The following is a 26,562-nucleotide window of genomic DNA, read 5'->3' as shown; positions in this document are numbered from 1 at the left end:
TATTCTTTATTGGGGTGCACAGGCCGCGGCACAGGCGCCGCAAGCAGCGGGTTGAGCAGCGCAGGCTGCGGCATCGGCAGCACATCCTGCGGCACAAGCGGCAGCCGCGCAGTCCGCGGCGGCGCAGGCACCGCATGCGGCGGCGGCACAAGCTCCACCGGTTGCCGCACATGCTGCTGCACATGCGCCACAGGCTGGTTGGGCGACTGGAGCAGCTGCCGTACAGGTGGCAAGAGCTGCCGAAGGTGTTGCCAGGGACAGGCCGCCCATGACAGCCAGCATTGCGGAGAGTTTGCGTTGATTATTCATGATGTTTCCTTTGTCGTAAGTGTTTAAGCTAAAAAGTTACGTGACGAATAGGGGAACCGGATTAGCCGCCGAATTTGGCGTCGTCCGGGAATTTCGGCCAGTTGATGTCAGCTTTCTTGATAAAACCGGCAACGTCGGTCAGCCAGGTCTTCTGAACCTGTTTGTTGACGTTGAGATAGAGCTTGCCATCGACCACTTTATAAACAAGCGGATCACCGGGAGCGAGCGAACCGCGGGACATGGCCCAGGCACAATGGCCGCCATATTGCGGCGCAAATTGTGCCGGCTTTTCCTTGAACTTCCTGGCGTTGGCGGCGTTGCTGAAGAAATAGTCAGCGCCTTTGTAAGTTACTTTGTGCGCCTTGCTTCCTTTTTCCGGAACACCGTTGCCAGTGAAGTAAGACGTCACGTCATAACCACCTACGGCAGTGTTTCCGCCCTTAACGCCTGTGTAAGTCGGGCCAGCGATGGCCGCATCAATCGGCAGCGCGAATGTTCCGGTGGTTGCTGCTAGTGCAAGTGCCAATGGCACAATAAGATTTTTCATTTTCAGTTCCTTGATAAGGTTTAAGTTCTTGTGATTCAGGGTAAAAATAATTTCGTTGAGCCGTCATGCTCGTGGATGGTTTCGACGAGCGGAGCAAAAAGGTTTCACTTCCCGCAAAATAAATTCACCGGCATGGTTGATTTTTGCACCGCACCAGATATGAAGATCAGCATGAGATGTGCCTCAAACCTAGAGCTACACCGACTTATGCGCCCTTAGGCGTAGCTGTGCTGCTGCTCGATGCAGCGGCCCCGTCTAAGGGATTATTTTTCCAGAAAATTGAAATTAATTAGCCATTTCCGCCTTGCGTGAAATCGCTTGCAGCATAAGAGTATCGACCATGCATCCTGTTCCATCTCAAAAATACCGCCCCTTTCGCCAGATTGATTTGCCGGACCGGCAATGGCCTTCCCGCACCATTGACAAGGCACCGCGCTGGCTCTCCACCGATCTGCGAGACGGCAATCAGGCACTTATTGATCCGATGGATGCGCAAAAGAAACAGCGCTTCTTTGATCTGCTCGTCAAAATCGGAATCAAGGAAATTGAGGTCGGCTTTCCATCCGCTGGCGCCACTGACTTTGATTTCATCAGCGGCCTGGTCAAGTCAGGCAGCATTCCCGACGACGTGATGGTGCAGGTACTGACCCAGTCCCGTCGCGACCTGATCGAAACCAGTTTTGCCAGCCTGGAAGGAGCCAAGCAGGCCATTGTCCATCTTTATAATGCGGTCTCACCGGCATGGCGTGATGTTGTATTCAAGCTAGGCAAAGACGGCGTGAAGGATATTGCCAAAGAAGGCGCAACGATCTTGCGCGAACAGGCAGAAAAATATCCTGATACCGACTGGCATTTCGAATATTCGCCGGAAACCTTCTCCACAGCCGAAATTGAATTCAGCCTGGAAGTCTGTGAAACGGTGATGGAAATTATCGAGCCAACAGCAGAAAAACCGCTGATCCTTAACCTGCCAGCGACAGTCGAGGCTTCAACGCCGAATATCTACGCAGATCAGGTGGAATGGATGTGCAAGCATATCAGCAAGCGTGATCATGTAGTCATCAGTCTGCACACACATAACGACCGAGGCTCGGGCATTGCGGCATCGGAACTTGGCCTGATGGCGGGTGCTGACCGTGTCGAAGGCTGTTTGTTTGGAAATGGTGAGCGTACCGGCAATGTCGATCTGGTGACGCTGGGCCTCAATATGTACACGCAAGGCGTTGATCCCAAACTTGATTTTTCCAACATGGATGAAATCGTCAATACGGTTGAATATTGCAACCAGCTGCCGGTTCCGGAACGCCATCCCTATGCCGGTGAACTGGTCTTCACCGCTTTTTCCGGTTCCCATCAGGACGCGATCAAAAAGGGTTTTGCAGCACAGGACCAGCGCAATGACGAACTTTGGAATGTCCCTTATTTGCCGATCGACCCGCGGGATATTGGCCGCGACTATGAAGCTGTGATCCGCGTCAACAGCCAGTCCGGCAAAGGCGGTATCGCCTGGATATTGGAGCAAGATTACGGGCTCAAGCTGCCCAAACGTCTGCAGGCCAATTTCAGCCGCACAGTGCAGGAACTGGCCGACGAGACAAGCCGGGAACTGTCTGCAGAAGATATCTGGGGTGCATTCCAGAAACGCTATCATCTCGATGGCGGCGGCCAATACAGCCTGATCGACTATCAGGAGAGCCAGACCGGCGGCGAACGCATATTTGTCGGAAAGATCAAAGGCCCCGATGGCGAGACGTCCGTCAGTGGTCGCGGCAATGGTCTGATATCGAGTGTGGTCGATGCCCTCGCCTCTTCGCTTGGCATTACACTGGAGATCATGGACTATCAGGAACATGCGCTGGGTTCAGGCAAAGACGCACAGGCAGCTGCCTATGTCGAATGCAAGACCGGTGACGGCCGTGAATTCTATGGTGTCGGTATCAATAGCGATGTTGCCAGAGCCTCGGTAGAAGCGTTGCTAAGCGCGGTAAACAGGATTTAGCGCCCGAATTAAGCAATCGGTTAAAATAACAGTGGAATCCGCTGCCGCTTGCGGTATGGCGGGTTTCTAAGCTTTTCTGTTTAGTCTTTTTAATTGGGGACCTTATGACTTTACCTGCCATTTTCGACAATCTTCGCCTGCCGCTCATCGGTTCACCTTTGTTTATCGTATCGGGACCGGAACTGGTCATTGCGCAGTGTAAAGCCGGAATAGTCGGGTCCTTCCCTGCCCTCAACGCACGGCCGCAAAGTCTGCTCGATGAGTGGATGCACCAGATTACCGAAGAGCTTGCCGCATGGAACCGGGACAATCCGGACAAGCCAGCGGCGCCCTTTGCCGTGAACCAGATTGTCCACAAGTCCAATGATCGGCTCGATCAGGATATGGCGACCTGCGCCAAGTGGAAGGTGCCGCTGATCATTACATCTCTCGGCGCCATCGAGGATTTGAATACCGCTGTCCATGATTGGGGCGGCATCACCATGCATGACATTATCAACGACCGCTTTGCCCATAAAGCGATTGAAAAAGGCGCCGATGGCCTGATTCCCGTTGCGGCCGGTGCTGGCGGCCATGCTGGGGTCATTTCTCCTTTCGCGTTGATGCAGGAAATTCGCCAGTGGTTTGACGGCCCTGTTGCCCTTTCTGGCTCTATCGGTTGCGGCGCATCCATTCTGGGCGCTCAGGCTATGGGCGCGGACCTTGGTTATATGGGCTCCGCTTTTATCGCGACCAAGGAAGCCAATGCCGATCAAGGCTATAAAGACGGCATTGTTGAAGGCCGTGCCAAGGATATCGTCTATTCCGACCTGTTTACCGGCGTTAGCGGAAATTACCTGCGTGGTTCGATCGAAAATGCCGGTCTTGATCCGGATGATCTGCCACAAGGCGATTACAAGACCATGAACTTCGGTTCCGGTGGCAATACCGAAAAGAAGGCCTGGAAAGATATCTGGGGCAGTGGTCAGGGCATTGGTGCGATTGATGAAGTCCGTTCCGTACAAGATATGGTCGACCGGTTGATTGCTGAATATCAGGAAGCGCGGGATAGTTTGAAAACCCGGTTCAACTACTGATCATTAGCCTGATCGTAGTTTGAGTTCTACTCGCGATCCGGTCGAGGCTTCGCTTTCACATAGATGCCTCGGCCCATTTTTGCAGGCGGAACAAGGTTTTCTCCGTCGATCTTCATGATCACGGTCCCAATAGGATCATAACGCGCATCCTTTTCTGGCGGATCATATATCAGAGTCACCTGCCCATCCTGAACGCTCCAGCTGCCGCCAGAAATTATGTCCAAGGCTCCAACGCTCAAATACCATTGAAAACTGCCATCATCTGACAATTGCAGGCCGGAAGCGGTTTCCATCACGCCGCGCAGATAATAGCGTCCCAGCAGTTTTTGTGATGCATCGGTACCGCGCTCTTCAGGTGCGGTTTGCGCTACACCGTCTTCGGCCTTGTCGGACGTTTGCGGACCGGACAAAGCCAGCATTGACGCCATAAGGCTGTTGATCGCAAGACTAGCCATAGCCGCCTACATCTCGCCCCGTTCGCGGCGGATGGCGAACCATTTTTCGACATTGGCATTATGCTCGGCCAGTGTTTTGGCAAAAACATGCCCGCCTTTGCCGTCCGCGACAAAGAAGAGATAATCGCTGTCTGCCGGGTCAAGCACCGCCTCGATGGAAGCGCGTCCGGGATTGGCAATAGGCCCCTTGGGCAGGCCAACCATCGAATAGGTATTATAGTCATTCACTGCCGCGATTTCGGACTGTCTTATGCGCCGTCCCAGCGGCTTGCCCTTGGTGATCGGATAGATGATTGTTGGGTCGGCCTGAAGCATCATGTTGCGATTGATCCGGTTGCTATAGACAGCCGCAACGGTCCGCCGTTCGCGGGCCAGAGCCGTTTCCTTCTCGACAATTGCCGCAAGGATGACGGCTTCTTCAGGTGTTTTAACAACGCTGGCTGCGGTTTTCTTGGGCCACAATTCGGCAATCGTATCCGTCATCGCCTTTTGCATCCGAGCGACAACCGCCGCACGGCTTTCCCCACGCTCAAAACTATAGCTGTCCGGCAGCAACGAGCCTTCTTCCGGTACCGGGATATCTCCGGTCAGCAGTTTTTCCGCCATCAATTTTTCATGAACGATGATCGAGGGCGTGCCTTCCGGTATCGTGATCAGCCGTTGCACTGTTTTCCCGCCTTGCAGAATGCCCAATATCGTCGCATTACTTGCGCCTGCGGGAATAACAAACTCACCCGCCTTGATCGGTTCCGATCCACCGAAAATCTTGGCGCGATTCAGAAAAGCATCGGCGGACTTGATGACGCCATCTTCCTCAAGTGCCCTGGCCGCCATGCCGAGACTGGAACCTGACTGAACAATAAATGTCCGTTCCTGCTCCAATGGTCCGGAGGCGGTCCAGCTATAGATGAAGTTACCAGCTACCAAGCCGACAATGACCGTGGCGATAACAAGGATGAGGCAACCGAAGCGCCGCATGGTGGTGCTATACCGCCTTCATAATGACGCTGGCATTGGTTCCGCCAAAGCCGAAGCTGTTGCTGAGAACCGCTTTCACTTCCCGTTTTCTGGCCACATGCGGCACCAGATCAACGCCTTCGCAGCTGTCTTCCGGATCATCCAAATTCAACGTCGGTGGTACAGTTTGGTCACGCAGCGCCAGTATAGAGAATATCGCCTCCACCGCACCAGCACCGCCCAGCAAATGGCCGATGGCCGACTTGGTCGAGCTCATCGACATGGTCGCAATGTCATCGCCGAACAGACGGCGTACGGCGGCCAGTTCCAGGACATCCGCCATGGTCGAGGTGCCATGCGCATTGACATAATCAATATCCGCCGTGGTCAGGCCAGAGCGCTTGAGCGCCATTTCCATTGAGCGATAGGCACCGACACCATCGGGATGCGGTGCGGTTACGTGATGAGCATCACCAGAGAGGCCATAGCCTACCACTTCGGCATAGATATTCGCGCCGCGTGCCTTGGCTCGTTCATATTCCTCCAGAACAACAACGCCCGCGCCCTCACCCATAACAAAGCCGTCACGGTCTTTATCATAGGGCCGCGACGCAGCGGTCGGGTCATCATTACGTTTGGTGGACAATGCTTTCGCTTGCGCAAAACCGGCAATACCAATCGGGCAAATCGTTGCCTCGGCACCACCAGCCAGCATGATGTCCGCATCATCCAGAGCAATCATCCTCGCTGCATCACCAATGCTGTGTGCGCCAGTGGAACACGCCGTCACAACCGCGTGATTGGGACCCATAAGGCCATATTTAATCGAAACCTGACCGGAAATCAGATTAATCAGCCGTCCGTGAACAAAGTGAGGGCTAACCCGTCCAGGTCCACGCTCGTTGAGAACCAGTGATTCTTTCTCGATACCAGGAAGACCGCCAATGCCGGAGCCGATGGAACAACCGGTGCGCAGCTTCTCTTCATCGCTCAGCTCGGTAAGACCCGCATCTTCCAATGCCTGTCCCGCTGCATCAATGCCATAAACAATGAAAGGGTCAACCTGACGCTGGACCTTGTGGTCGACACGCAAATTGGGATCAAAGCCATATTCATGATCAGCCGGTTTGACTTCACAGGCGATATGACATTTCTGGTCAGAAGCATCAAAGCGTGTGATTTTTCCGGCGCCGGATTTTGAAGCAAGAATATTGCCCCAGCTTGTTTCGACATCTCCTCCAAGAGGCGTTACCAAACCCAGTCCGGTCACTACAACACGACGCATTTTATGCTCCTTATTTCAGGCTTGCTTAAGCCCCAATTCAAAAGCGGCCACCGGTTCAGGAAATGCATCCCAGGCCGGTGAGCCGCTTTGTAATTATTTAGCGATCATTGGCCCCGGAATAGCAGCCCGGATATCAGGCTGCATTCCAAAATCAATTAGCCCTTATTGTTATCGATGAAATCAATCGCATCTTTGACCGTTGCGATTTTTTCAGCTGCATCGTCAGGAATTTCAACGCTGAATTCTTCTTCAAAAGCCATCACAAGCTCAACAATGTCGAGGCTGTCAGCGCCCAGATCATCGATGAATGCCGCTTCTTCGGTCACCTTGTCGGCTTCAACGCCGAGATGCTCAACAACAATCTTTTTTACGCGGTCTGCAGTCTCACTCATGAGAGTTCCTTCTTCTTTGGTATTAATTTCCATTTTGTCCTAGTGGCATGGCGCGCCGCTTGCAAGAGGGCAAGCGCGGCTTTGTGAATGTATGCATAACATTACACGCTATTGTCGCAGTTCACCGTTCCGAAAATCTTCCTCGATACCAAATAGAGCGCCGCGCCATTCCCAATAATTATAGGCCAATTCACGCAATTCCTTGTCTTCCGGGTAGCCTGCTGCGGTCAAATCTTTATCCATTTTGCCGGATAGAAAAACATCTTCCAGCATATAGCGCCCGGTTGGTTTCACATTATCGCGATAATATTGGTCGAGAAATGGCTTGAAATCGCCCAAATTCTGAATTTTTTCGATCAGACCTTCTTGCAACAACCATCCTTCCATCAAAGAAATCCGAAACGCGCTGCGCGTCTGGATATCGGTCCAGCCATGCTCAGCCTGACAGTTGTCGGTTAGTTTGTTTGCTGATTGAAAGGCGTCGACTTCCTCCCCTTTGCGCGCCATCGCAAAATAAGTCTGCGCCTGATCGGCCGAGACTTTCTTGCTCACACAATCGAGATTTTCAATGGTCAGCAATCCATCCGTCGGCAGGGATGGCCCGGGGTTTGTGGCCATTGCCAGCAGCAATAAAGTGGAGAGCATCTGAAACGCCCGTTAGCTGATCATCGCCATGCCGCCGTTGACATGCAGCGTCTGACCAGTGACATAAGAAGCCTCGTTGCTGGCCAGATAGGTCACCGCCGCACCGATATCTTCGCCCGCACCCATTTTTCCCGCCGGAATTTTGCGGTTTATCTCTTCTTTCTGGGTGTCTGTCAGAGCTTCCGTCATCGGCGTGGCAATGAAACCGGGAGCGACACAGTTTACAGTTATCCCGCGCGACGCCAATTCCTGGGCCAGTGCCTTGGACATGCCAACCAGTCCGGCCTTGGACGCGACATAGTTGACCTGCCCTGGATTGCCAGTGGCACCAACAACCGATGTAATCGAGATTATCCGTCCATGGCGCGCCTTCATCATCGGCCGCGCCGCAGCACGGGCCAGACGGAAAGCCGATTCCAGATTGACATTCAGTACGTCTGACCAATCATCATCCGACATGCGCATGACCAGCCCGTCACGGGTGATCCCGGCATTGTTGACCAATATGTCGAGTTTACCAAGCTTTTCAATCACCTGGGGGACAAGCTCATTCACTTCCTCGGCATCGGACAGGTTGCACGGGATCACAACATGTCCCTCCCCTTCCAATTCCGGAATCAGATCCATCAATGTCAATTTGCGCGTGCCGGACAAGGCAATCGTCGCGCCACGGGCTGCCAGAGATTTGGCAATCGCGGACCCAATTCCGCCCGAAGCCCCAGTTACCAGCGCAGTCATTCCTGTGAGATCAAACATTTTTGTTCCTGTCTTTAATATAGGCAGCGCGTTTAGACCGAAGCCAGAAAAGCTTCAATATCATCCATTGAAATCAGGCTGGTTGTCTGGACCTCCTTGTTGATCCGTTTCACCATACCGCCAAGCACCTTGCCGCCAAATTCAACAAACTGTTCTATGCCTGCCTCGGACAGGTTCAAAACGGATTCGCGCCAGCGGACCGTTCCGGTGACCTGCTGAACTAGCAACTGGCGGATTTCATCCGTATCGCTCACTGCATCGGCAGTGACATTGGCAAAAACCGGTACAGCGGGTGGCAATATGCTGGCCTCGGCCAGTGCCCCTTCCATGGCTTCCGCCGCGGGTTGCATCAGTGAACAGTGAAACGGTGCCGATACCGGCAGCAATACACCGCGTTTAATTTCATGCTCTTTTACTAACGCGATGGCGCGTTCAATAGCCCCCATGTGCCCGGAAATGACGACCTGTGTCGGATCATTGTCGTTTGCCACGGTACACACATCACCTTGCGCTGCGGCCTTCGCCAGACCAGCGGCTTTTTTGATATCTGCGCCCAGCAGAGCGGCCATCCCGCCCTCACCTACCGGCACCGCCTTTTGCATGGACTGGCCGCGCAGTTTAAGCAATTCGGCGGTTGTTGTAAGGTTCAGCGCGCCCGCGGCGCAAAGCGCGGTATATTCGCCCAGACTATGACCAGCAACATAGGAGCATAGGTCAGCAAGCGACTTGCCACCCTCTTTTTCCATCACGCGCATGGTCGCGATCGCATTGGCCATAATCGCCGGCTGTGCATTTTCCGTCAGGGTCAATTCATCTTCCGGCCCTTCGCACATCAACTGGAACAGATTCTGCTCAAGCGCATGATCGACTTCCTGAAAAACTTCACGCGCCGTGTTGCTAGCTTCGGCAAGCGCCTTGCCCATGCCAACCGCCTGGCTGCCCTGTCCTGGAAAAATAAACGCCCTCATACTGACCCCTTATGGATTTGTTTTGCTGTAGCCGCAGGTAAGAGGGAATGACCTCGCATGCAAGTATCACGACGTAAATCGCCAGAACTATTCTACCATTATAGCGATTGCCAATTTTTAATTGACCAATTAAGCTTTCAATATGGAAAATAAGCTTTCCGAAGAAAAACTGGCTGTTTTTTGTGCTACGGCATTGGGTTCCAACGGTTCAGTTTCCGCGCTCAAACGACTTTCAGGTGGCGCCAGTATGGAAAGCTGGGCCTTTGCTTATGCAGGGGAGGAATTTGTCCTGCGCCGTTTGCCTGCCGGCATTTCACCGGACGACGAAGGCTTGCGGGGTATATCGCTGGCAACCCAGGCCGATGTAATTGATCTTGCGGTGCAATCGGGCGTCACTGCGCCAACCGTTCGGGCACGCCTGTCGCCGGAAGATGATCTTGGCGAAGGCTTTGTGATGGACAAGGCAGATGGTGAGACCCTGCCCCACAAGATTCTCGGCAATCCGGAATTTGCAGAGGCCGAAAGCAAATTGACCGACCAGTGCGCGGCAGAGCTCTGGAATATCCACAATATGGATCCCGGAATACTGGCCGACCGTCTGGAATATTATTCACCGCTGGAACTCATCGCTTTGCAGAAAGACAAATATGACGAGATTGGCGGAGCAATCCCGATCTATGAATATGCTTTTTACTGGCTGAAACAAAACGCTCCAGATAGTACGGATAGCCGGACCAAAAAGCTGGTACATGGCGACTTTCGTATGGGCAATCTGATGATTGCGCCGTCCGGACTTTCCGCCGTTCTGGACTGGGAATTGGCGCGATTGGGTGATCCGGTTCAGGATTTGGCCTATCTCTGCACGCCCAGTTGGCGCTTCGGTCATTATAAGAAAGTCGCAGGCGGTTTTGACAGTGCAGACTCCTTTCTTGCCGCTTATGCCCAGCACAGCGGCGAAAATGTCGACCCGGACCGGTTCCGTTTCTGGTTGATCTATTCCACTGTCTGGTGGGGCGTTGCCTGTCTGGTGATGGGAGAAATCTGGCGCAGTCACGGGGATCGCTCATTAGAGCGCACTGTGATTGGCCGCCGTGTTTCAGAAGTCGAGATTGATCTGGCCTTGCTGTTCGAAGAGGTCCTGCCTGAAAACATCTGTACTTCGCTCGATTGGAAAATCCCCGAAGCGCAGGATACCAAGGGGGAAACCAGCTATGGTGAACTGCTCACGGCTCTGGGCGAATGGAACATGGAAACGGTTCAACCCGACTTGAAAGGCCATGACCGGTTTCAATCCAGAGTGGCCGGTAACGCCCTTGGCATTGCGCAGCGGCAGGCGAGCCTTGGATCAGCTTTCAAGGCAGAAGCCGACGCACGGCTTGAAGCTATTGGATTTGACCATGGACAGCTTTGTGCCGCACTTTCAGAAGGAAGTATCACCGCAGATCATCCCGGCCTTTGGGATCACCTCAGGCGGTCTGCACTGGAACGCCTGTCCATCGACCAACCCAAATATGCCGGCCTTGCCGTCGCCCTAAACAAATGGAAGCCATGATATGAGTTTTGAAATTCCCCAGGACATCGAAGATTATCTCACCGTTCTCGATGATTTTATCGAAGCTGAAATCAAGCCGATTGAACAGCGCGATGACAATATCCGCTTTTTTGACCATCGCCGGGAGGACAGCCGGACCGACTGGGACAATCACGGTCTGCCGAGCAAGGAATGGGAAGACCTTCTCGATGAAATGCGCCGCACCGCCGATGCCGCGGGGCATTTTCGTTATGCCTTGCCCAAGGAATTTGGCGGACAGGACGGTTCCAATCTGGGTATGGCGCGGATTCGTGAACATCTGGCGCATAAAGGTTTGGGTCTGCATAATGATCTGCAGAATGAAAATTCCATCGTTGGCAATCTCGTCCAGCCACTGATGGTGCGCGACTTTGGCACCGAAAAGCAGAAGCAGGAATGTGTTCCCGCGATGCTGAAGGGCGAGATGAAATGGTGCTTTGGCCTGACCGAGGAGGATCACGGCTCCGATGCGACATGGATGGACACGACGGCCGTGCCGGAACAGCGTGATGGCGTCGACGGCTGGCTGATCAACGGCAACAAGATGTGGACCACCGGCCTGCATGTCGCCACCCATGTGATGACCTTTGCCCGCCACCGCGGCAAGGATGGCGATGCACAGGGCATTGGCTGTTTCCTTGTCCCCACCGACGCGGAGGGCTTCGAGGTTGGTGAATATATGTGGACATTCAACATGCCCACCGATCATCCCAAATGCAGCTTTACCAACGTATGGATACCGGCGGACCAGATATTGGGTGACCTCGATATGGGCCTCGCTGCCGCGCAGCATTTTGTCCATGAAAACCGTATCCGTCAGGCGGCCTCATCACTGGGTGCGGCGCAATATTGTATCGATCAAGCGGTTAAATATGCCGGAGAGCGCAAACCATTCGGCAAACCGCTTTCGGTCAATCAGGCGATCCAGTTTCCTCTCGTCGAGCTCCACACCGAAGCCGCCATGCTGCGGCAGTTGATATACAAGACCGCCGCCCAGATGGACGGCATGGCCAAGGTCGATGTCGCCAAATATCTCTCCGCGCAGGTGTCCATGTGTAACTACCGCGCCAACCGCCTGTGCTGCGACGCCGCCGACCGCGCGATGCAGGTCCATGGCGGCATGGGCTATTCCCGTCACAAACCCTTCGAACATATCTACCGCCACCACCGCCGCTACCGGATTACCGAGGGTTCGGAAGAAATCCAGATGCGAAAAATCGGCGGGCATATGTTCAAATTCATTAGGTGAGGTTGGGTCGAAGCTTTACGAGCAAAAGCAGGCATTGAAATTCAACTAATCTACTGACTAAAGAAGATTTTTGGGCAACCGATGTTGCTGTTCGATAGATCGGTTACTCTAAAGCGGTTTATCCGTGCCCGTGTTGGAGTCTGGATATTTTATACCAATCAACATGCGAAAACTATCTATGACGGCATCAATTTCCTGCGATGATGTTCGATGAACCAATACCGCTCCTATGCCGTTTGTTGTCAACGCCATTAGCAGGTCCCCCATGATGGTAACGTCAGTTTCATCAGGTAGATCCCCGCATTGTAAGGCATCCGCAATAATCGATTGGAAAATGCTGCTATAATTTTGCCTGAGTTGCAGAATTGGAGCAAATTTCTCCGGCTCCCTGGCGATTTTCAGCTGCGTAGTACTGGTTAGAAGCTGATTCCGGATCCCACGCTTGTAGATAGTCTTAATTGCCTCAAGTACATTATTCAGGCGGTCCTTCCAGCTACCATAAACAAGCGATGCTTCCGTTAGAATTTCCGTATTCTGTTCGATGTAAAGTGACACGGCATCGAGGAACAACGCGTCTTTGGAATCGTAATAATTGTAGATCGCGGCTCCTGTTAAACCAGCTTCTTCAGCAATCATTGTCATGCTGACTTCTGCAAAATCCCGCTCGCCAAATTGCTTCGTTGCAGCTTGCAACAATCGTTTCTTGGTATTTTGCGCGAAGCTACCTTGTGGGCGGCCGGGTTTCTTCTTGGTTTGAATCTCAATGTTCAAAGTCGATCGATCCTTTTGGGTTGGCGGGTTTTTCCGACCTTCTATAGCGGACGATACCATATAGGGGAGCTATATGCCCGTTCTTGGGTCATTTTTGGGATATTTGATGGTAACGCAACATCATATTTCTCAGCATCATAAGTGGTCCAGCGCTTTGTCGGAACTTCAATAACACGCACATAATAAAATGCGTGATGTTCTTTTCGGAAATCAGGATCACGCCAATAAGCCAACACCTCGGCCTCACCAGATACGTTTTCGGTCGTAGCGATATCGTAGATATTTTCGTTAAGTCGACCTTCACTGTCCCGCCATGCCTTGATGATTTGTACGCGCTCAAGGCTTGCACCATCAGGATCTTTCATCGCACTGACAATGAAGCGAGGCGTTTCGTTACCGGAGACGGGTGACAGTACGCCTCCCATTGGTACACCTTTGTCGTAACCCTTTTTAACGAAATCGCCGATTTCCAGGTCATTTTTGGAAAATTCCCAACCGGCAAAAATACGCAACTTAATGCGCGGACCAGTTGTCGCATATACCTCCCGGCGTTGAATAGCAGCGAACAACTCTTCACGGGTATTTGTCTGCGCCCAAACGCCAGTGTAACCTGATGCAGTGAGTTTGGAATTCGACCAGAGCGCGCCTCCCATCTTACTGGTGATCCGCGACTCAGATTGCTCAGAATCCTTGAATTTGCCCCAAAAATTGTTATCATCAGCAGTGGCCAGGCCAGTGTGGCTATCTGTTGATCCCATCAGTCCAAACTCATACGGATTTACCCCTAAATCTGCGGCATATTTAAGACCTTTCTTTAAACCGCTACGAGCATATTCGCCTTTCAACATCTGTTTTTTTAGAGCGGGGTCCTGAGGCTTGGGTGTTTGCGATATATCACCTTCATCCCAGGTTTCGAAATCTGCATACTCATCGTCAGGAGACAAAAGCGGATGTGCCTCGCCGTCACCCTTAACCTGCGTTACTTCATAGACTGGTTCCCAACGCGAGCGGGTTTTTGCATATTCTTGGGTAAGGGGCGTGCCATCAAGTCTTTGATCATCGAACATGATTCCGCCTGACAAGTTCCCATTATGCGCTATCGCCAGAACGGATCCACCGGTCTTTGTTTCATATTGCTCCAGAAACTTCCATAGATCCTCCGGGTCATCGCTGTCCAAGGCAGAAAATGGAATTATGGTTTTGGTTTTGTCAGGACCATCTTTGAACACAACTACGCGATGCAAGTTGCGACCTCCTGGCATTGACGTCCATTCATACCCGGCAAAAGCAGTGAACTTCCCCGGTTGATTGTAGCGCTCCGCAATATCGACAACATTGCTCCATATTGATTGATTGAATTTCCTGTCGGGAACTTCCTGAGGCGCTGCACCGGTCACCATGGCAACATATTCGGTCATGATCGGCCCCATCCCCTCATCGCCGTCGAGATATCCTTTCCAGCGCTTGCCCAGATCCGATCCCAGAACGGTTCTGTCTTCTTGCTGTAACGCACTCAGGAACCCGAGATATTCGGCGTGGTCCGCAACCATCAAAAAATCGAGAGGCCGTGTTAGCTTTGCCTTTTGGCCGGTCGATGTCTCGACCTCTTCACCCCGCGCAAAACGATATGCTGCTTCCGGGCCAAGATTCTGGTTTCCAAAGCTGTTGCTATCGAAAGACAGATTGGAATGAACATGCAGATCTCCCCAAAAAACTTGGTCGGGATATTCCGAGGCCGGGAGAAGTTCACTCTCCGCTTCAGGACTATCGTTAACTGGAGACGCATTTTGGCAAGCGAACAACGGTATACTGAACATCGCGGCGTATAAATATCGTGTGGCGCGTTGGCCCAATGGCAATATTCTATTTCTGTTTTTCAAGATGCTCCCCTGCCGATCCACTACTGTCAGTTTTGATTGTGGAGAATGATCCACTCATTTTTTATATGAATGATCAATTAATTAATGGAAATGGCCAAAATAAATAGGCTGTTCAAAGGGAGGAGAGTTGTCGTGAGCAACAATAGTCAGGTTTTAAAGCGAAGCTTAGCGGCTGGGACAATATTGAGTTTGATGGCGGGCATCAGCACACCGGCCTTTGCCCAGCAAAGTGAAAGCGCTGAAGAAGATAACATCATCGTTGTGACCGGTCGTTTGCGCGGTGATTCCGAGTCTGTGCAGGACGTGCCGCTGGCAGTGACGGTGGTCAGTCCCGAACAGCTGGGTGCGCAAGGCGCGTTGAATATCGAAGATCTTGAAACATTGTCGCCCAGTCTGGTGATTGATCCTGTGGGCGCTGGACCCGGTGCTGGCGCTATTTCACTTCGCGGGGTGAGTTTTGAAGATGTCGAGAAGAGTTTTGAGCCCACTGTGGGCGTCGTGATTGACGGCGTTTTTATCGGAACCAATACCGCTCAGCTCACCAACGCTTTTGATTTTGCACAAATTGAAGTTTTGCGGGGCCCGCAGGGGACGCTCTTCGGCCGTAACACAATCGGCGGCGTGATTAATGTTGAACGGACACGACCAACAAAAGAGTTCGGTTTGCGGGCCGAGGCCAGTTTCGGCAATTATGGCCGCGAGGACTATAACGCTGTCTTCAATTTCGGGGATGGGGATGTATTCGGCGCAAAGTTGTTTTTCTCTGACCGTACTTTCGATGGCTTTTACAACAACGTGACGCTGGGGCAACGGACCGGCTCGAACAGTGTACGCGGTGCCGGCGGTACGATATTGATAGAACCAAGCGATGCTCTTGAAATACTGCTAACCGCCGAGGTCACAAAAATCGGCGGTGACCCCGCGGTTGCTTCGCTATCTCAAACCGGTGAAGCCATATGTGGAGTTCCTGTTCCCGCGCTGGCTGAGCAGTGTAATCGCAATACGCGCGAAGACCTGTACACGGTTTTCGGCAACGTGCTCGGCGATGTCCAGTTTACAGAGGACTCCTATTCCGCACGGATAAATTATGACATAGGCGACCTCACCCTATCTTCGATAACTGCGCTGAAAGAGTCTGACGAGCTGGTGATTCAGGATTTTGATGGTGCATCCATCTCGTTCTTCACCACTAACCGGGCGCAGCAATATCGACAGTTCAGCCAGGAATTGCGTTTGGCAGGCGAGTTTGCACAGGGCTTCAGCGGCGTTGTCGGATTGTTCTATTTCAACAATGAATATCAACTGCAACAGGGCACGACGCTGCCAACCGGGTTTACGCTGCCGGCTGAAACCGATCATGAGACGAAGTCGTATGCTGTATTCGCAGATTTTGATATTGAGTTGACCGACCAACTCCGCGTCAGTCTCGGCGCGCGCTATTCGAAGGACGAAAAAGAATATACGCGTTCGATTTTTGCCGGACCTGGTCCGCTACTCGCGTTGTCCAACGAAGATGACTGGAGCCAGTTTACACCCCGTGTCAGTGTGGACTATCGGTTCAGCGACGATATCCTCGTTTACGGTTCATATGCGCGAGGCTATCGATCAGGTGGATTTAACGGCCGCGCCAACAGCCCGTCGTCAGTGGCTGTGTCCTTTGATCCCGAGACCGTTGACTCCTTTGAACTTGGAGCGAAAACCCAGTTCGCAGACGGTCGTGTCACTTTGAATATAGCGGGCTTTTACAGCAGTTATAACGACAAGCAGGAGGATGTGGTGCAAGCAACGCCACCAGGCTCGCCTAACCCTCAGGAAACCGTCACGCTAAATGCCGCTAATGCAACTATTTTCGGGGCCGAGATTGATATGCGAGCAGAGCTTTTTGAAGGTTTTACCATCACCAGTTCTCTTGGTCTTCTTGATGCTAGCTACGATGATTTCTTCATCGATGTAAACCTGGACGGTATTCAGGATGCCGGCGAAGATGCGTCTTCCCGTGACTTGCGCAGAACGCCGGATGTCTCATTTTCAATCGCGGGCAACTATGAAGTCCCTCTTGGCAGTGACGGTACGATTAATCTCAACGCGAAATATAGTACGACCAGTTCCTACCAGACCACCATTGTCGCCGCTCCGGGCAATTTCGGACAGAACGACCCGCGCGGGCTGCATCAAGCGCAGGACGATCTTTCAGCATCGATCACTTATACTCATATCCTGGGCGATGACACTGAAATATATGTCCGGGCCTTCGGACGTAATCTGACGGACAGCCGCGGACTGAGCTCTGCGCTACCAGTGGCCGGTCTGTTCACTTTCGGAACCGGAATTGCACCGCGGCAATATGGCGTGACTGTCGGGTTTGAATTCTAAGAAACGTTCCTGTTGTTAATTCGCCTCCCAAAGGCACAATACTTGGAGCCCTGTTTCGGCAGGGCTCCTTTTTGTTCGCTGGCGCTGTATCTGGTCGAGTAGGAATCTCGACTGAGAGCGCGCCGAGCGCAGCCGTTTTATAAGCAAGCAGATAGCAATGCTGAAGAGGTATGAAATGTCTGAGCCTTGAAAAGAGCGGGATTGCTTTGTCTGGACATTAAGTGGATTGCATTCCCCTTCCGCTCGCCTAATGTGCCGGCGACACGCATATCATCACCATTGGACCGGAGACCAGATTGTCACAACATGATCGTCAACTTCCTTTGGTGGCTGACTTATATGGTGAGTTGCAACTTGCCGAACCCACTCAAAAAAAGACACTTTTGTCGCACTTACCTGGCCTTATGCTGGTCGGTGTGGTTTCGCTGGCGGCGCTCTGGCTGAGCGAACATTATGGACCGCCCGCCATATTAATGGGACTGCTTTTGGGACTTGCGCTCAGTTTCGTGAATGCAGACAAGCGCCTGTCTACGGGGCTGGATTTCTCATCCCAAACACTTCTGCGCATCGGCATCGTTCTGATCGGAATGCGGATTAGTTTTGCCGAAATAGGCAGCCTGGGCATCATCCCTTTTATTGCCCTGATAGCCATTATGACGATTGTGATATTTACTGGCATCATCGCGGCCAGACTGTTCAAGCTCGATCCGCTTTTTGGCCTGCTTGCCGGCGGAGCGACGGCGATATGCGGCGCTTCCGCCGCGCTGGCGCTATGGAGCATCATTGGCACCAAAAGAATAGATCAATCGCGCTTCACTATCGTTCTGCTGGGGACAACCATAGCCAGTGCTTTTGCTATGACCTTCTATCCGGCCATAGCAGGTTTCCTAAACCTGAACGACAAGCAGGCAGGCTTTTTGATCGGTGCGTCTATCCATGATGTAGCTCAAGCCATCGGCGGCGGCTTTTCCTATTCTCCCGAAGCCGGAGAGGTTGCGACTGTGGTGAAACTCTCCCGAGTGACGCTGCTTGCGCCGGTTTTGATCATTGTCTCAATGGTGCTTCAGAAAATGGCGGTGAAAGATACCGACCCGACATCGCGGAAAATTGGTCTTCGACAGGGCATGCCCTGGTTCATCGTCGGGTTCATCCTGCTGGTGGGGCTAAACAGCTTGGTAGTCCTGCCCTCGTCTTTGGTTGGTGCAGGCAATCAGTTGGCCAGTACATTGTTGCTGTTCGCCGTGGTGGCAGCCGCGATAAAGTCCAATCTGGCTGGATTAATGTCCCATGGCTGGCATTGCTTCGCACCGGTCATCATGACAACGGCGATGGCGTTTCTGCTCTCGATGCTCGCCATTCAATTGCTTTGAAGCCTACAATCAATGATAATTTGAAAATATTTTCTATCTTGCCAGTCTTAGGCAAAAATATTTTCTAAATTGAATTCATCGTCGCTGAGATTTGGCAAAGATTTTGTTCTCTGATCGATTATTAAGATACCTGAGATCAAATCAGGAGCAGATATGAAGTTTTTTACCGAACATCCAGCATCAGTAGGGGAAACCTATGCCGAACATTTCATGATGGCATCCAGCTTTGGCATCCCGATGATGGCGGCTGGCTTTGCCTGCCTTTTACACGGAATTTTCCCGTTCCTGTTTGAAAAAACCGGCAGTAACCTCGTTAAAAAGCTCTATGACCGGATGGTCACCAACCGGGTAAAAGCGGAAAATCGCAGCGCTACCGAGCATGAACTTGAGTGGTGTATCTGACGGTCAGGAAATTTCGATCACATGAAAGTCAGCCAGCCCTTGCATTATGGACAAAACTTCGCCATAGGCCGCGCTTCCCGGCGATTCCTGTAAAAGAATCACGGGAAATAGAAGAAAGCCGGAGGGGCGTGTCAGCATGGTGCGGCGTCAGCGATCGGTAACATGAAGGAAATGAAGCATGCCGCATTATGAGCATGTCTTCCTCGCGCGGCAGGACTTGAGCCAATCTCAAGTCGATAGTCTCGCTCAGGAAGCTACGAAAATTGTTGAAGCCAATGATGGCAAAGTTGTTTTGACTGAAACCTGGGGCCTGCGTACGCTGGCTTACAAGGTTCAGAAAAACCGCAAAGCCCATTATGTTATGCTGCGTCTCGACGCGCCAACCAACGTCATTGCCGAGCTGGAACGTCAAACCCGTATCAACGAAGACGTGATCCGCTTTCTGACCATCCGCGTCGACGAGCATGAAGAAGGCCCGTCCGTGATGATGCGCAAGCCAGACCGTGACTCACGCCGTGGTGGCGGAGATCGTGGTGGTGACCGCCCTCGCCGTGACCGCGACGATAGTTAAGCTAGAAAAGGAGTAATCAATATGGGACGCCCATTTTTCCGTCGCCGCAAAAGCTGCCCCTTTTCCGGTAAGAACGCACAACCCATCGACTATAAAGATGTGAAAATGCTGCAGGGATATATTTCCGAGCGCGGCAAGATCGTACCTAGTCGTATCACCGCAGTTTCTGCCAAGAAGCAGCGCGAATTGTCCAAGGCAATTAAACGCGCACGCCATCTCGGCCTGCTGCCTTATCTCGTGAAATAGGAGCAAGAGACATGGATATTATTTTGCTCGAACGAGTCGAAAAACTGGGCGGCATTGGCGATGTCGTAACCGTGAAAAACGGTTATGCGCGCAACTATTTGCTGCCTAACAAGAAAGCCTTGCGCGCCAATGAAGCGAACAAGAAGGTTTTCGAAGCCAATCGTGCGCAGATTGAAGCGGACAATGAAGCGAAGCGCAAAGATGCTGAAAAAGCATCCGGCAATGTGGATGGCAAACAGATCGTATTGATCCGCGCCTCTTCCGCCAGCGGCCAGCTTTACGGTTCGGTTTCAGTTCGCGATATTGTTGAAACACTCAATGCTGATGGCGCCCATGTTGAAAAAAGCATGGTCATCCTCGAAAAACCAATCAAGACGCTTGGTGTATTCGACGTGCGCATCCGTCTGCACCCTGAAGTTTCTGTCACTGTTGAAGTCAATGTGGCTCGCTCTGACGACGAAGCTGAACTGCAGAAAGATGGCATCGACGTGATCGCCCAGATGTTTGAAGAAGAGCAGGCTGAACTGGCTGCTGCGGCTTTGGCACCTGAAAGCGAAGACGACGGTGAAGAAACCGAAGCAACAGACGCCGCGGAAGCTTCAGAGGAAGCAACTTCCGAGGAAGCTGCTGAAGAAACAGAAGAAAGTGCTGAAGACAAAGCATAGTTTTTCTCAGCAAGTGATTGAAAAGCCCGGAGCTGGTGCGTTACAGAGTAACAATCCGCCTCCGGGCTTTTTCTTAGGATTGAGGGCATATTGACCAATAGCTGGCAAAATCAGTTTTCTCAGGATGCCCGGCTTCTGCCTCATCTGGTTGACCTGCCATCCGATCAGGTGCTGCTGTCGCATTTGACCGAAGGCGATTACCGCAAGGCCAGTTTCCTCGACCAGCGCATTATAACCCCGCAATTGCAGCGACAGCTGGTACCCTGGTCAGAATTATCTGCGATCGACCTGCCGCAAACCGCCAAACCACAATATATTTTCCATATCGGGCATGTCGGGTCTACCCTGTTATCACGACTGCTTGGCGAGATTGACGAGATACTGGCGTTAAGAGAACCGCAGTTGCTGCGGACGCTCTGCGAAATATCACAAATTAAGGACGAACCAGAAAGCCCCTGGTCGCCCGAAATGTATGAGCAGCGCTTTTCAGAGACTGTACATTGGTTATCGCGTTCATTCGATCCTGATCAACGAGTGATGATCAAGGCAAGCAGCTTTGTCAGCGAATTGGCGCCACAGCTTTTGGCGACGCCTACCGACGCGCTATTTCTCTATGCTCCACTGGACCGCTATATCCCGACAATATTAGCGGGCGAAGCCTCTGTGCAGGAAACACAAATGATGGCCGGCGCACGATTGAAGCGATTGTCCCGGCATCTGGGCGATGCACCGGCACATTTATGGAAATTATCGCTGGCCCAGCGTGTGGCCATGAGTTGGATGTGCGAACTCGTGACCTTGTTCGTGGCTGAGAAGGCAAGTCAAGCTGCCAACATATTGTGGATGGATTTTGAATCGTTCCTTGATGATCCTGCCGGACAGTTGGTATCAGCAGCATCCCATTTCGGCCTTGACCTGTCGGAGCAAAAGGCGAGCGAGTTGGTATCAGGCCCCATCATGTCTTCCTATTCCAAAGCACCGGAACATGATTATAGTCCGAACTTGCGGCAGGAGTTGCTTGCCGAGGCAAACCGGGATCACGCACAGGCTATTCTTGGAGCGATAGCGTGGGTAGAGGAAACAGCTGGCAGATTCCCTCTGGTGGCCGAGGCCATAAACTGGATTGAAACGAGAAAATAATGTTCAAACAACTCAAGATACTGGACCAAGGTCAAGTTAACGAAATTAAAGCCATCGCCAATAGCGCGCAGTTTGTGGACGGGAAAATCAGCAATCCCCATTCCAAAGTGAAGAACAACCTGCAGCTTCATGATCTTGAGGCTTATAACAAGACATCCAAAATCCTGCATGACGCATTGATGACAAACCCGGAATTTACGGACTTCGCATTTCCAGAAAAGATCGCTCCGCCGCTCATCACTCGCTACCAACCAGGCATGCACTATGGGTTGCACGCGGACAGTGCCATCATTCCTCTGCCAGATGGTCCCATTCGGTCCGATATCAGTTGCACTATCTTTTTGAACGGACCGAATGATTCCAAGGGCGGTGCGTTACATGTGACACAGGGCGAAGCCGGAATGCGCTTCAAGGGTCTCCCCGGGACGGCAATTGTCTATCCATCCCATACCCTTCATGAAGTCGAGCCGATTTCCGAAGGCGAAAGAATGGTCGCGATCACTTTCATCCAAAGCCGAATCCGGGACGTTATGAAACGCAATCTCATGTATGAGCTGAACGAAGTTGCTGCCCTGGAAGGCCTCAACATGAGGGATGAAAACTATACCCGCATGCAGGCACTGCAATATAATCTCATGCGCATGTGGATGGAATAGGCGCCTGCCTAATAGCCCATCAGGCTCATCACTTCCTTGCGACTGCGTGCATCATCAAGGAAACAACCCAATAAACGGCTGGTCGTCATGCCAACGCCAGGTGTCCGCACACCGCGCGCTGTCATGCAGCTATGACTTGCCTCTATAACAACCGCCACACCATGTGGTTTCAGATTGTCCCAGATACACTGAGCAACCTCGGCCGTCAGGCGCTCCTGCACCTGTAAACGACGAGAAAAACCATGCAGCACGCGCGCCAGTTTGGAGATACCGACGACCCGGTCGGTTGGCATATAGGCGATGCTCGCCTTGCCAATGATCGGCGCCATATGATGTTCGCAATGCGAGTGGAAAGGAATGTCCTTCAACAGCACCAGTTCATCATATCCGCCGACTTCTTCAAACGTCCGCGCCAGATGTATGGCAGGGTTTTCCTGATAGCCTTCGCAATATTCCTTCCAGGCGCGCGCCACCCGTTTTGGTGTGTCCAGCAGGCCTTCCCGCTCCGGATCTTCACCAGACCAGCGCAAAAGCGTCTTGACCGCTTCCTGCACCTCGTCAGGAACAGGAAGTTTAGCCGCTTCACGGGCAGCAAGGGCATCTTCGATAGTGTCAGAATAGTCGGCCAAAAGGCAATCCTTTACGCGTAGGAGAAATACACAATGCCAACAAGTTACGCTTCGCCGGGCGACAGCGCAAGTGCACCTATGGCCGTATCTTGCACAATATGGGAGAAAATGGCGCGCCCGGGAAGATTCGAACTCCCGACCCCTTGATTCGTAGTCAAGTACTCTATCCAGCTGAGCTACGGGCGCGCATTGAAGGCAGTCAGATAGGGGGAGATTCTTCTGCTGGCAAGCCATTTTAACCTGTTTTTTGCGAAACGCTGTTATTTATCTGCCCATTGATTTGAGGAGCAGGGAATATGGGCGCTTGGGGTCCGGGCAGCTTTGAAAATGACAGCGCACTCGACTGGGTATCCGGGATTTCAAGCCTGGAGGATGTCGCCGCCAAATTTGATGCACTGGCTGATCTTGAAGAAGCAGACATTGACGTCGATCTGGCATCTGAAATCATCGCTGCGGCTGAGATTGTTGCGATGTTGATGGGCCAAATCGCTCCAGACGCACCTGAGGACGCGCTAAAAAAGGTCGATAATTTCGCAAAACCCGATGCTGCGCTTGTCGCGCAGGCGAAAATGGCCGTTTCCGAAGTTTTGGGAGAGTCCGAGCTGCTTGATCTGTGGTCCGAGAATCTTGAGGACAGCGCTGGATGGAATGTGGCGATTACCGGCTTGATCACTCGGCTTAATGCCGATGTAAACGTCAATCCACCTTCATCCGAGGAAATCGAGGAAATCTCCGGCGGCTTGAGTCCCTGCGTCTTCTGCGACAAGGATATTGAACCCGAGAACCTCACCAGCCTCTCTTTTCGCGACATGAGCAGCAAGGACAACCTCGCTATCTCACATGGTGTCTATTGTCATCTGTCCTGCCTGAACAGTAAACTCCACCCTCGCCGCCTGATCCAGAACTGGAGATTCAATGTCGATGACGCGCTGGTGGATCAGATCCTCAAAGGCCCAGCTGACTAGAGCTTTTTGAGTGCTGCCTGAGCCGCAGCGAGCCTCGCAATCGGTACCCGATAAGGTGATGCACTGACATAATCCAGGCCGCTTTCCTCACAGAACGCGATTGATGCGGGATCACCGCCATGTTCGCCGCAAATGCCGAGTTTGATATCGCCGCGCGTTGCCCTGCCCCGCTCTGCGGCCAGTTCGATCAATTGCCCGACACCTTCGACGTCGAGGCTGACAAATGGATCGCGTGGGAAAATACCCTTGTCGACATATTGGGTCAGAAAGCGTCCGGCATCGTCACGCGACACGCCCAAAGTAGTCTGCGTTAAGTCATTGGTTCCAAAGCTAAAAAACTCGCCATGCTCGGCAATTTTCCCGGCCATCAAGGCGGCCCGGGGCAGCTCGATCATGGTACCCACCAGATATTCGATGCGGCGGCCTTTTTCGGCGAAGACCTCTTCTGCCATGCGGTCGACAGCGTCTTTCATCAATTCCAGCTCTCGGGCGGTGGCCACAAGCGGGATCATAACCTCTGGAATTGGGGCTTCACCGCTGGTTTCCGCGATTTCACAGGCCGCTTCGAATATCGCTCGCGCCTGCATCTCGTATATTTCCGGATAGGTCACACCAAGCCGGCAACCCCGATGGCCAAGCATCGGGTTAAATTCGTGCAGTTCATTCGCGCGCTGTTTCAGCGTTTCCACGCCGACATCCGCAGCGGCTGCCACTTCTTCAAATTCCGACTGATGGTGCGGCAAAAATTCGTGTAAGGGCGGATCGAGTAAGCGGATCGTCACAGGCAAACCGACCATGACTTCAAATATCTGGCGGAAATCCTCGCGTTGCTCGGGGAGCAGCTTGGCCAGCGCTTCCCGCCTGCCCGCTTCATTGGCGGCGAGGATCATCTGGCGAACTGCGGTAATCCGTGAGGTTTCGAAGAACATATGCTCGGTCCGGCAAAGACCGATACCTTCGGCGCCGAAATCGCGAGCAACCTTACAATCCTGCGGCGTTTCGGCATTGGTGCGCACGCCCAGACGGCGGACTTTATCCGCCCATTCCATCAGCACGCCGAAATCGCCAACCAGTTCCGGTTGAATCGTCTTCACGCGTCCAGCCATCACCTGACCATTGCTGCCATCGATCGTCAGAACATCGCCTTCTTTCAGCTCACGATCCCCGATTTTTAGCAGCTTTGTCTCGTTATTGATGCTTAGGCTACCAGCGCCAGACACACAGGGACGACCCATGCCGCGTGCTACGACAGCCGCATGTGACGTCATGCCACCACGGGCGGTCAAAATGCCTTTGGCGGCGTGCATGCCATGAATATCTTCCGGAGAGGTCTCGACCCGCACCAGGATCACGTCATCGCCCATTTCTGTGCGGTGCTCGGCCGTATCGGAATCGAACACGATGATCCCGCAAGCCGCGCCGGGAGAGGCCGGCAGACCGGTGGTCAGCACGTCGCGCTTCGCGTCGGGATCAAGCGTTGGATGGAGCAATTGGTCTAAAGCCATGGGATCGACCCGCGCCACCGCTTCTTCTTCGGTAATCAGGCCGTCATTTGCCATATCCACGGCGATTTTCAGCGCTGCCTTGGCCGTCCGTTTGCCCGCACGGGTCTGCAGCATCCACAGTTTTCCGCGCTCCACGGTAAACTCGATATCCTGCATATCGCGATAATGGCGTTCGAGCAGGTCGAAAACGTTGGTCAACTCGCCATAAGTTTCCGCCATAGCCTCTTCCATGGAAAGCGGCTTGGCGTTGGCTTCTTCACGCGCGGCTTTGGAGAGATATTGCGGCGTACGGATTCCCGCGACGACGTCCTCGCCCTGCGCGTTGATCAACCATTCGCCATAATAGGCGCTGTCACCGGTGGAGGGGTTGCGGGTAAAGGCCACACCAGTAGCCGATGTCTCACCCATATTGCCGAAAACCATCGCCTGTACGTTGACAGCGGTGCCCCATTCGGCGGGAATATCGTTGAGCCGGCGATAGACCTTGGCCCGCTCTGCCTGCCAGCTGCCAAAAACAGCGCTGACCGCCCCCCAGAGCTGATCGTTTACATCCTGCGGAAAAGGCTTGCCCCATTGTTCCTCGACGAGGCCCTTATATTCGGCAACCAGCGCCTTCCAATGCTGAGACTCCATCTCAGTATCCGTAAAGAAGCCATTATCTTCCTTTGCTATTTCCAGCGCTTCCTCAAAGCTGTCATGATCCAGTTGCAGTACCACATCGGAGTACATCTGGATAAAGCGACGATAGCTGTCCCAGGCGAAACGCTCGTCGCCAGAGGTTTTCGCAAGCCCTTCAACGGTTTCGTCGTTGAGGCCGAGATTCAGCACCGTGTCCATCATGCCGGGCATCGACGCCCGCGCGCCGGAACGAACGGAAACCAGCAGAGGATCGGCGGCATCACCAAATGTCTTGCCGGTAATCTTTTCAATATGCGCGACGCCTTGCGTCACTTCGCCGGTCAGGCTGTCGGGATAGACGCCGCCTTCGTTCATGAAGCGCGTGCACATTTCGGTGGAGATGGTGAAGCCTGGAGGCACTGGCAGGCCAATGTTCGCCATTTCCGCGAGATTGGCGCCTTTGCCGCCCAATAAATTACGTGCTGCGGTAGCATCTGTTGGCGCGCCATCGGCGTCCATGCCACCACCGAAACGATATACATATTGAGTCATATTATGTTCTA

General features: G+C 52.8%; 26 protein-coding genes and 1 tRNA gene. 13 read left to right on the top strand and 14 right to left on the bottom strand.

The window, feature by feature from the left end; genetic code table 11:
• Nucleotides 1–6: 6 nt before the first annotated feature.
• Both AC6I9Z_RS11020 and AC6I9Z_RS11015 read right to left on the bottom strand, forming a co-directional pair.
• Nucleotides 7–309 (bottom strand): hypothetical protein, encoded by a 303-nt coding sequence (locus AC6I9Z_RS11020; protein WP_461455883.1) that lies wholly within the window; start codon nt 307–309, stop codon nt 7–9.
• Nucleotides 310–370: 61 nt separating this feature from the next.
• On the bottom strand, nt 371–856 hold the full coding sequence (locus AC6I9Z_RS11015) for a YHS domain-containing (seleno)protein (protein ID WP_461455882.1): 486 nt from the start codon (nt 854–856) through the stop codon (nt 371–373).
• A 340-nt stretch (nt 857–1,196) separates the two neighbouring features.
• On the opposite strand from AC6I9Z_RS11015, the gene leuA reads away from it, so the two are divergent.
• Nucleotides 1,197–2,855 carry a 2-isopropylmalate synthase gene (leuA, locus tag AC6I9Z_RS11010; protein ID WP_461455881.1) on the top strand — a complete coding sequence of 553 codons (1,659 nt, stop codon included), beginning with the start codon at nt 1,197–1,199 and terminating at the stop codon, nt 2,853–2,855.
• 104 nt (nt 2,856–2,959) lie between these two features.
• A complete protein-coding gene (locus tag AC6I9Z_RS11005) occupies nt 2,960–3,931 on the top strand; it encodes an NAD(P)H-dependent flavin oxidoreductase (RefSeq protein ID WP_461455880.1) in 972 nt (323 codons plus the stop codon).
• Nucleotides 3,932–3,957: 26 nt separating this feature from the next.
• Here the strand turns inward: AC6I9Z_RS11005 and AC6I9Z_RS11000 are convergent, their stop codons facing one another.
• The 7 genes from AC6I9Z_RS11000 to fabD all read right to left on the bottom strand — a co-directional run bounded on the left by AC6I9Z_RS11000 (nt 3,958) and on the right by fabD (nt 9,389).
• Nucleotides 3,958–4,386 (bottom strand): hypothetical protein, encoded by a 429-nt coding sequence (locus AC6I9Z_RS11000; RefSeq protein WP_461455879.1) that lies wholly within the window; start codon nt 4,384–4,386, stop codon nt 3,958–3,960.
• A 6-nt stretch (nt 4,387–4,392) separates the two neighbouring features.
• Nucleotides 4,393–5,364 (bottom strand): endolytic transglycosylase MltG, encoded by a 972-nt coding sequence (gene mltG / locus AC6I9Z_RS10995; protein WP_461455878.1) that lies wholly within the window; start codon nt 5,362–5,364, stop codon nt 4,393–4,395.
• A gap of 7 nt (nt 5,365–5,371) precedes the next feature.
• Complete coding sequence (gene fabF, locus AC6I9Z_RS10990) at nt 5,372–6,628, bottom strand: beta-ketoacyl-ACP synthase II (protein ID WP_461455877.1); 1,257 nt, start codon at nt 6,626–6,628, stop codon at nt 5,372–5,374.
• 155 nt (nt 6,629–6,783) lie between these two features.
• The gene (locus tag AC6I9Z_RS10985) at nt 6,784–7,020 is read right to left on the bottom strand and encodes an acyl carrier protein (RefSeq protein ID WP_074205387.1); all 237 of its coding nucleotides are present in this window, start codon (nt 7,018–7,020) and stop codon (nt 6,784–6,786) included.
• Nucleotides 7,021–7,128: 108 nt separating this feature from the next.
• Nucleotides 7,129–7,665, bottom strand: coding sequence for a hypothetical protein (locus tag AC6I9Z_RS10980; protein WP_461455876.1), 537 nt, complete (start codon nt 7,663–7,665; stop codon nt 7,129–7,131).
• A 12-nt stretch (nt 7,666–7,677) separates the two neighbouring features.
• Nucleotides 7,678–8,421 carry a 3-oxoacyl-[acyl-carrier-protein] reductase gene (gene fabG, locus AC6I9Z_RS10975; RefSeq protein WP_109357091.1) on the bottom strand — a complete coding sequence of 248 codons (744 nt, stop codon included), beginning with the start codon at nt 8,419–8,421 and terminating at the stop codon, nt 7,678–7,680.
• A 32-nt stretch (nt 8,422–8,453) separates the two neighbouring features.
• Entirely contained in the window at nt 8,454–9,389 is a 936-nt protein-coding gene (gene fabD, locus AC6I9Z_RS10970; protein ID WP_461455875.1) for an ACP S-malonyltransferase, read from the bottom strand.
• A gap of 142 nt (nt 9,390–9,531) precedes the next feature.
• Between fabD and AC6I9Z_RS10965 the strand changes: the two genes are divergently transcribed.
• The gene (locus AC6I9Z_RS10965; protein WP_461455874.1) at nt 9,532–10,941 is read left to right on the top strand and encodes a phosphotransferase family protein; all 1,410 of its coding nucleotides are present in this window, start codon (nt 9,532–9,534) and stop codon (nt 10,939–10,941) included.
• A 1-nt stretch (nt 10,942) separates the two neighbouring features.
• On the top strand, nt 10,943–12,208 hold the full coding sequence (locus tag AC6I9Z_RS10960; RefSeq protein ID WP_461455873.1) for an acyl-CoA dehydrogenase family protein: 1,266 nt from the start codon (nt 10,943–10,945) through the stop codon (nt 12,206–12,208).
• 108 nt (nt 12,209–12,316) lie between these two features.
• Here AC6I9Z_RS10960 and AC6I9Z_RS10955 read toward each other — a convergent pair whose 3' ends face one another.
• Nucleotides 12,317–12,979 (bottom strand): TetR/AcrR family transcriptional regulator, encoded by a 663-nt coding sequence (locus AC6I9Z_RS10955; protein WP_461455872.1) that lies wholly within the window; start codon nt 12,977–12,979, stop codon nt 12,317–12,319.
• 41 nt (nt 12,980–13,020) lie between these two features.
• Complete coding sequence (locus tag AC6I9Z_RS10950) at nt 13,021–14,796, bottom strand: DUF3604 domain-containing protein (RefSeq protein ID WP_461456903.1); 1,776 nt, start codon at nt 14,794–14,796, stop codon at nt 13,021–13,023.
• A 255-nt stretch (nt 14,797–15,051) separates the two neighbouring features.
• On the opposite strand from AC6I9Z_RS10950, the gene AC6I9Z_RS10945 reads away from it, so the two are divergent.
• From AC6I9Z_RS10945 to AC6I9Z_RS10910, 8 genes are all read left to right on the top strand, one after another.
• Complete coding sequence (locus AC6I9Z_RS10945) at nt 15,052–17,232, top strand: TonB-dependent receptor (RefSeq protein ID WP_497810879.1); 2,181 nt, start codon at nt 15,052–15,054, stop codon at nt 17,230–17,232.
• A gap of 296 nt (nt 17,233–17,528) precedes the next feature.
• On the top strand, nt 17,529–18,602 hold the full coding sequence (locus AC6I9Z_RS10940; RefSeq protein WP_461455870.1) for a YeiH family protein: 1,074 nt from the start codon (nt 17,529–17,531) through the stop codon (nt 18,600–18,602).
• Nucleotides 18,603–18,755: 153 nt separating this feature from the next.
• The gene (locus AC6I9Z_RS10935; RefSeq protein ID WP_461455869.1) at nt 18,756–19,004 is read left to right on the top strand and encodes a DUF6356 family protein; all 249 of its coding nucleotides are present in this window, start codon (nt 18,756–18,758) and stop codon (nt 19,002–19,004) included.
• A gap of 178 nt (nt 19,005–19,182) precedes the next feature.
• On the top strand, nt 19,183–19,575 hold the full coding sequence (gene rpsF / locus AC6I9Z_RS10930) for a 30S ribosomal protein S6 (RefSeq protein WP_109357097.1): 393 nt from the start codon (nt 19,183–19,185) through the stop codon (nt 19,573–19,575).
• 21 nt (nt 19,576–19,596) lie between these two features.
• Nucleotides 19,597–19,821 carry a 30S ribosomal protein S18 gene (gene rpsR / locus AC6I9Z_RS10925; RefSeq protein WP_108810187.1) on the top strand — a complete coding sequence of 75 codons (225 nt, stop codon included), beginning with the start codon at nt 19,597–19,599 and terminating at the stop codon, nt 19,819–19,821.
• An 11-nt stretch (nt 19,822–19,832) separates the two neighbouring features.
• The gene (gene rplI / locus AC6I9Z_RS10920) at nt 19,833–20,486 is read left to right on the top strand and encodes a 50S ribosomal protein L9 (protein ID WP_109357098.1); all 654 of its coding nucleotides are present in this window, start codon (nt 19,833–19,835) and stop codon (nt 20,484–20,486) included.
• Nucleotides 20,487–20,576: 90 nt separating this feature from the next.
• Nucleotides 20,577–21,626, top strand: a complete 1,050-nt coding sequence (locus tag AC6I9Z_RS10915) for a hypothetical protein (protein ID WP_461455868.1) — start codon at nt 20,577–20,579, stop codon at nt 21,624–21,626.
• On the top strand, nt 21,626–22,282 hold the full coding sequence (locus AC6I9Z_RS10910; protein WP_461455867.1) for a Fe2+-dependent dioxygenase: 657 nt from the start codon (nt 21,626–21,628) through the stop codon (nt 22,280–22,282). Before AC6I9Z_RS10915 ends, AC6I9Z_RS10910 begins: the two co-directional genes overlap by 1 nt.
• A gap of 8 nt (nt 22,283–22,290) precedes the next feature.
• Here the strand turns inward: AC6I9Z_RS10910 and folE are convergent, their stop codons facing one another.
• Both folE and AC6I9Z_RS10900 read right to left on the bottom strand, forming a co-directional pair.
• Nucleotides 22,291–22,911, bottom strand: a complete 621-nt coding sequence (folE, locus tag AC6I9Z_RS10905; protein WP_461455866.1) for a GTP cyclohydrolase I FolE — start codon at nt 22,909–22,911, stop codon at nt 22,291–22,293.
• 109 nt (nt 22,912–23,020) lie between these two features.
• Nucleotides 23,021–23,097: transfer RNA gene (locus tag AC6I9Z_RS10900), tRNA-Arg, on the bottom strand.
• A gap of 110 nt (nt 23,098–23,207) precedes the next feature.
• Between AC6I9Z_RS10900 and AC6I9Z_RS10895 the strand changes: the two genes are divergently transcribed.
• Nucleotides 23,208–23,876: a DUF4259 domain-containing protein gene (locus AC6I9Z_RS10895; protein WP_461455865.1), complete on the top strand. Its 669-nt coding sequence runs from the start codon at nt 23,208–23,210 to the stop codon at nt 23,874–23,876.
• Here the strand turns inward: AC6I9Z_RS10895 and ppdK are convergent.
• The gene (gene ppdK / locus AC6I9Z_RS10890; protein WP_461455864.1) at nt 23,873–26,551 is read right to left on the bottom strand and encodes a pyruvate, phosphate dikinase; all 2,679 of its coding nucleotides are present in this window, start codon (nt 26,549–26,551) and stop codon (nt 23,873–23,875) included. The genes AC6I9Z_RS10895 and ppdK overlap by 4 nt on opposite strands.
• Between the last annotated feature and the right edge of the window lie 11 nt (nt 26,552–26,562).

It is taken from the genome of Parasphingorhabdus sp. (genome assembly GCF_059726685.1).
Note: the sequence above shows the minus strand (reverse complement) of the source record. Positions and strands in the feature narration are given on the sequence as shown.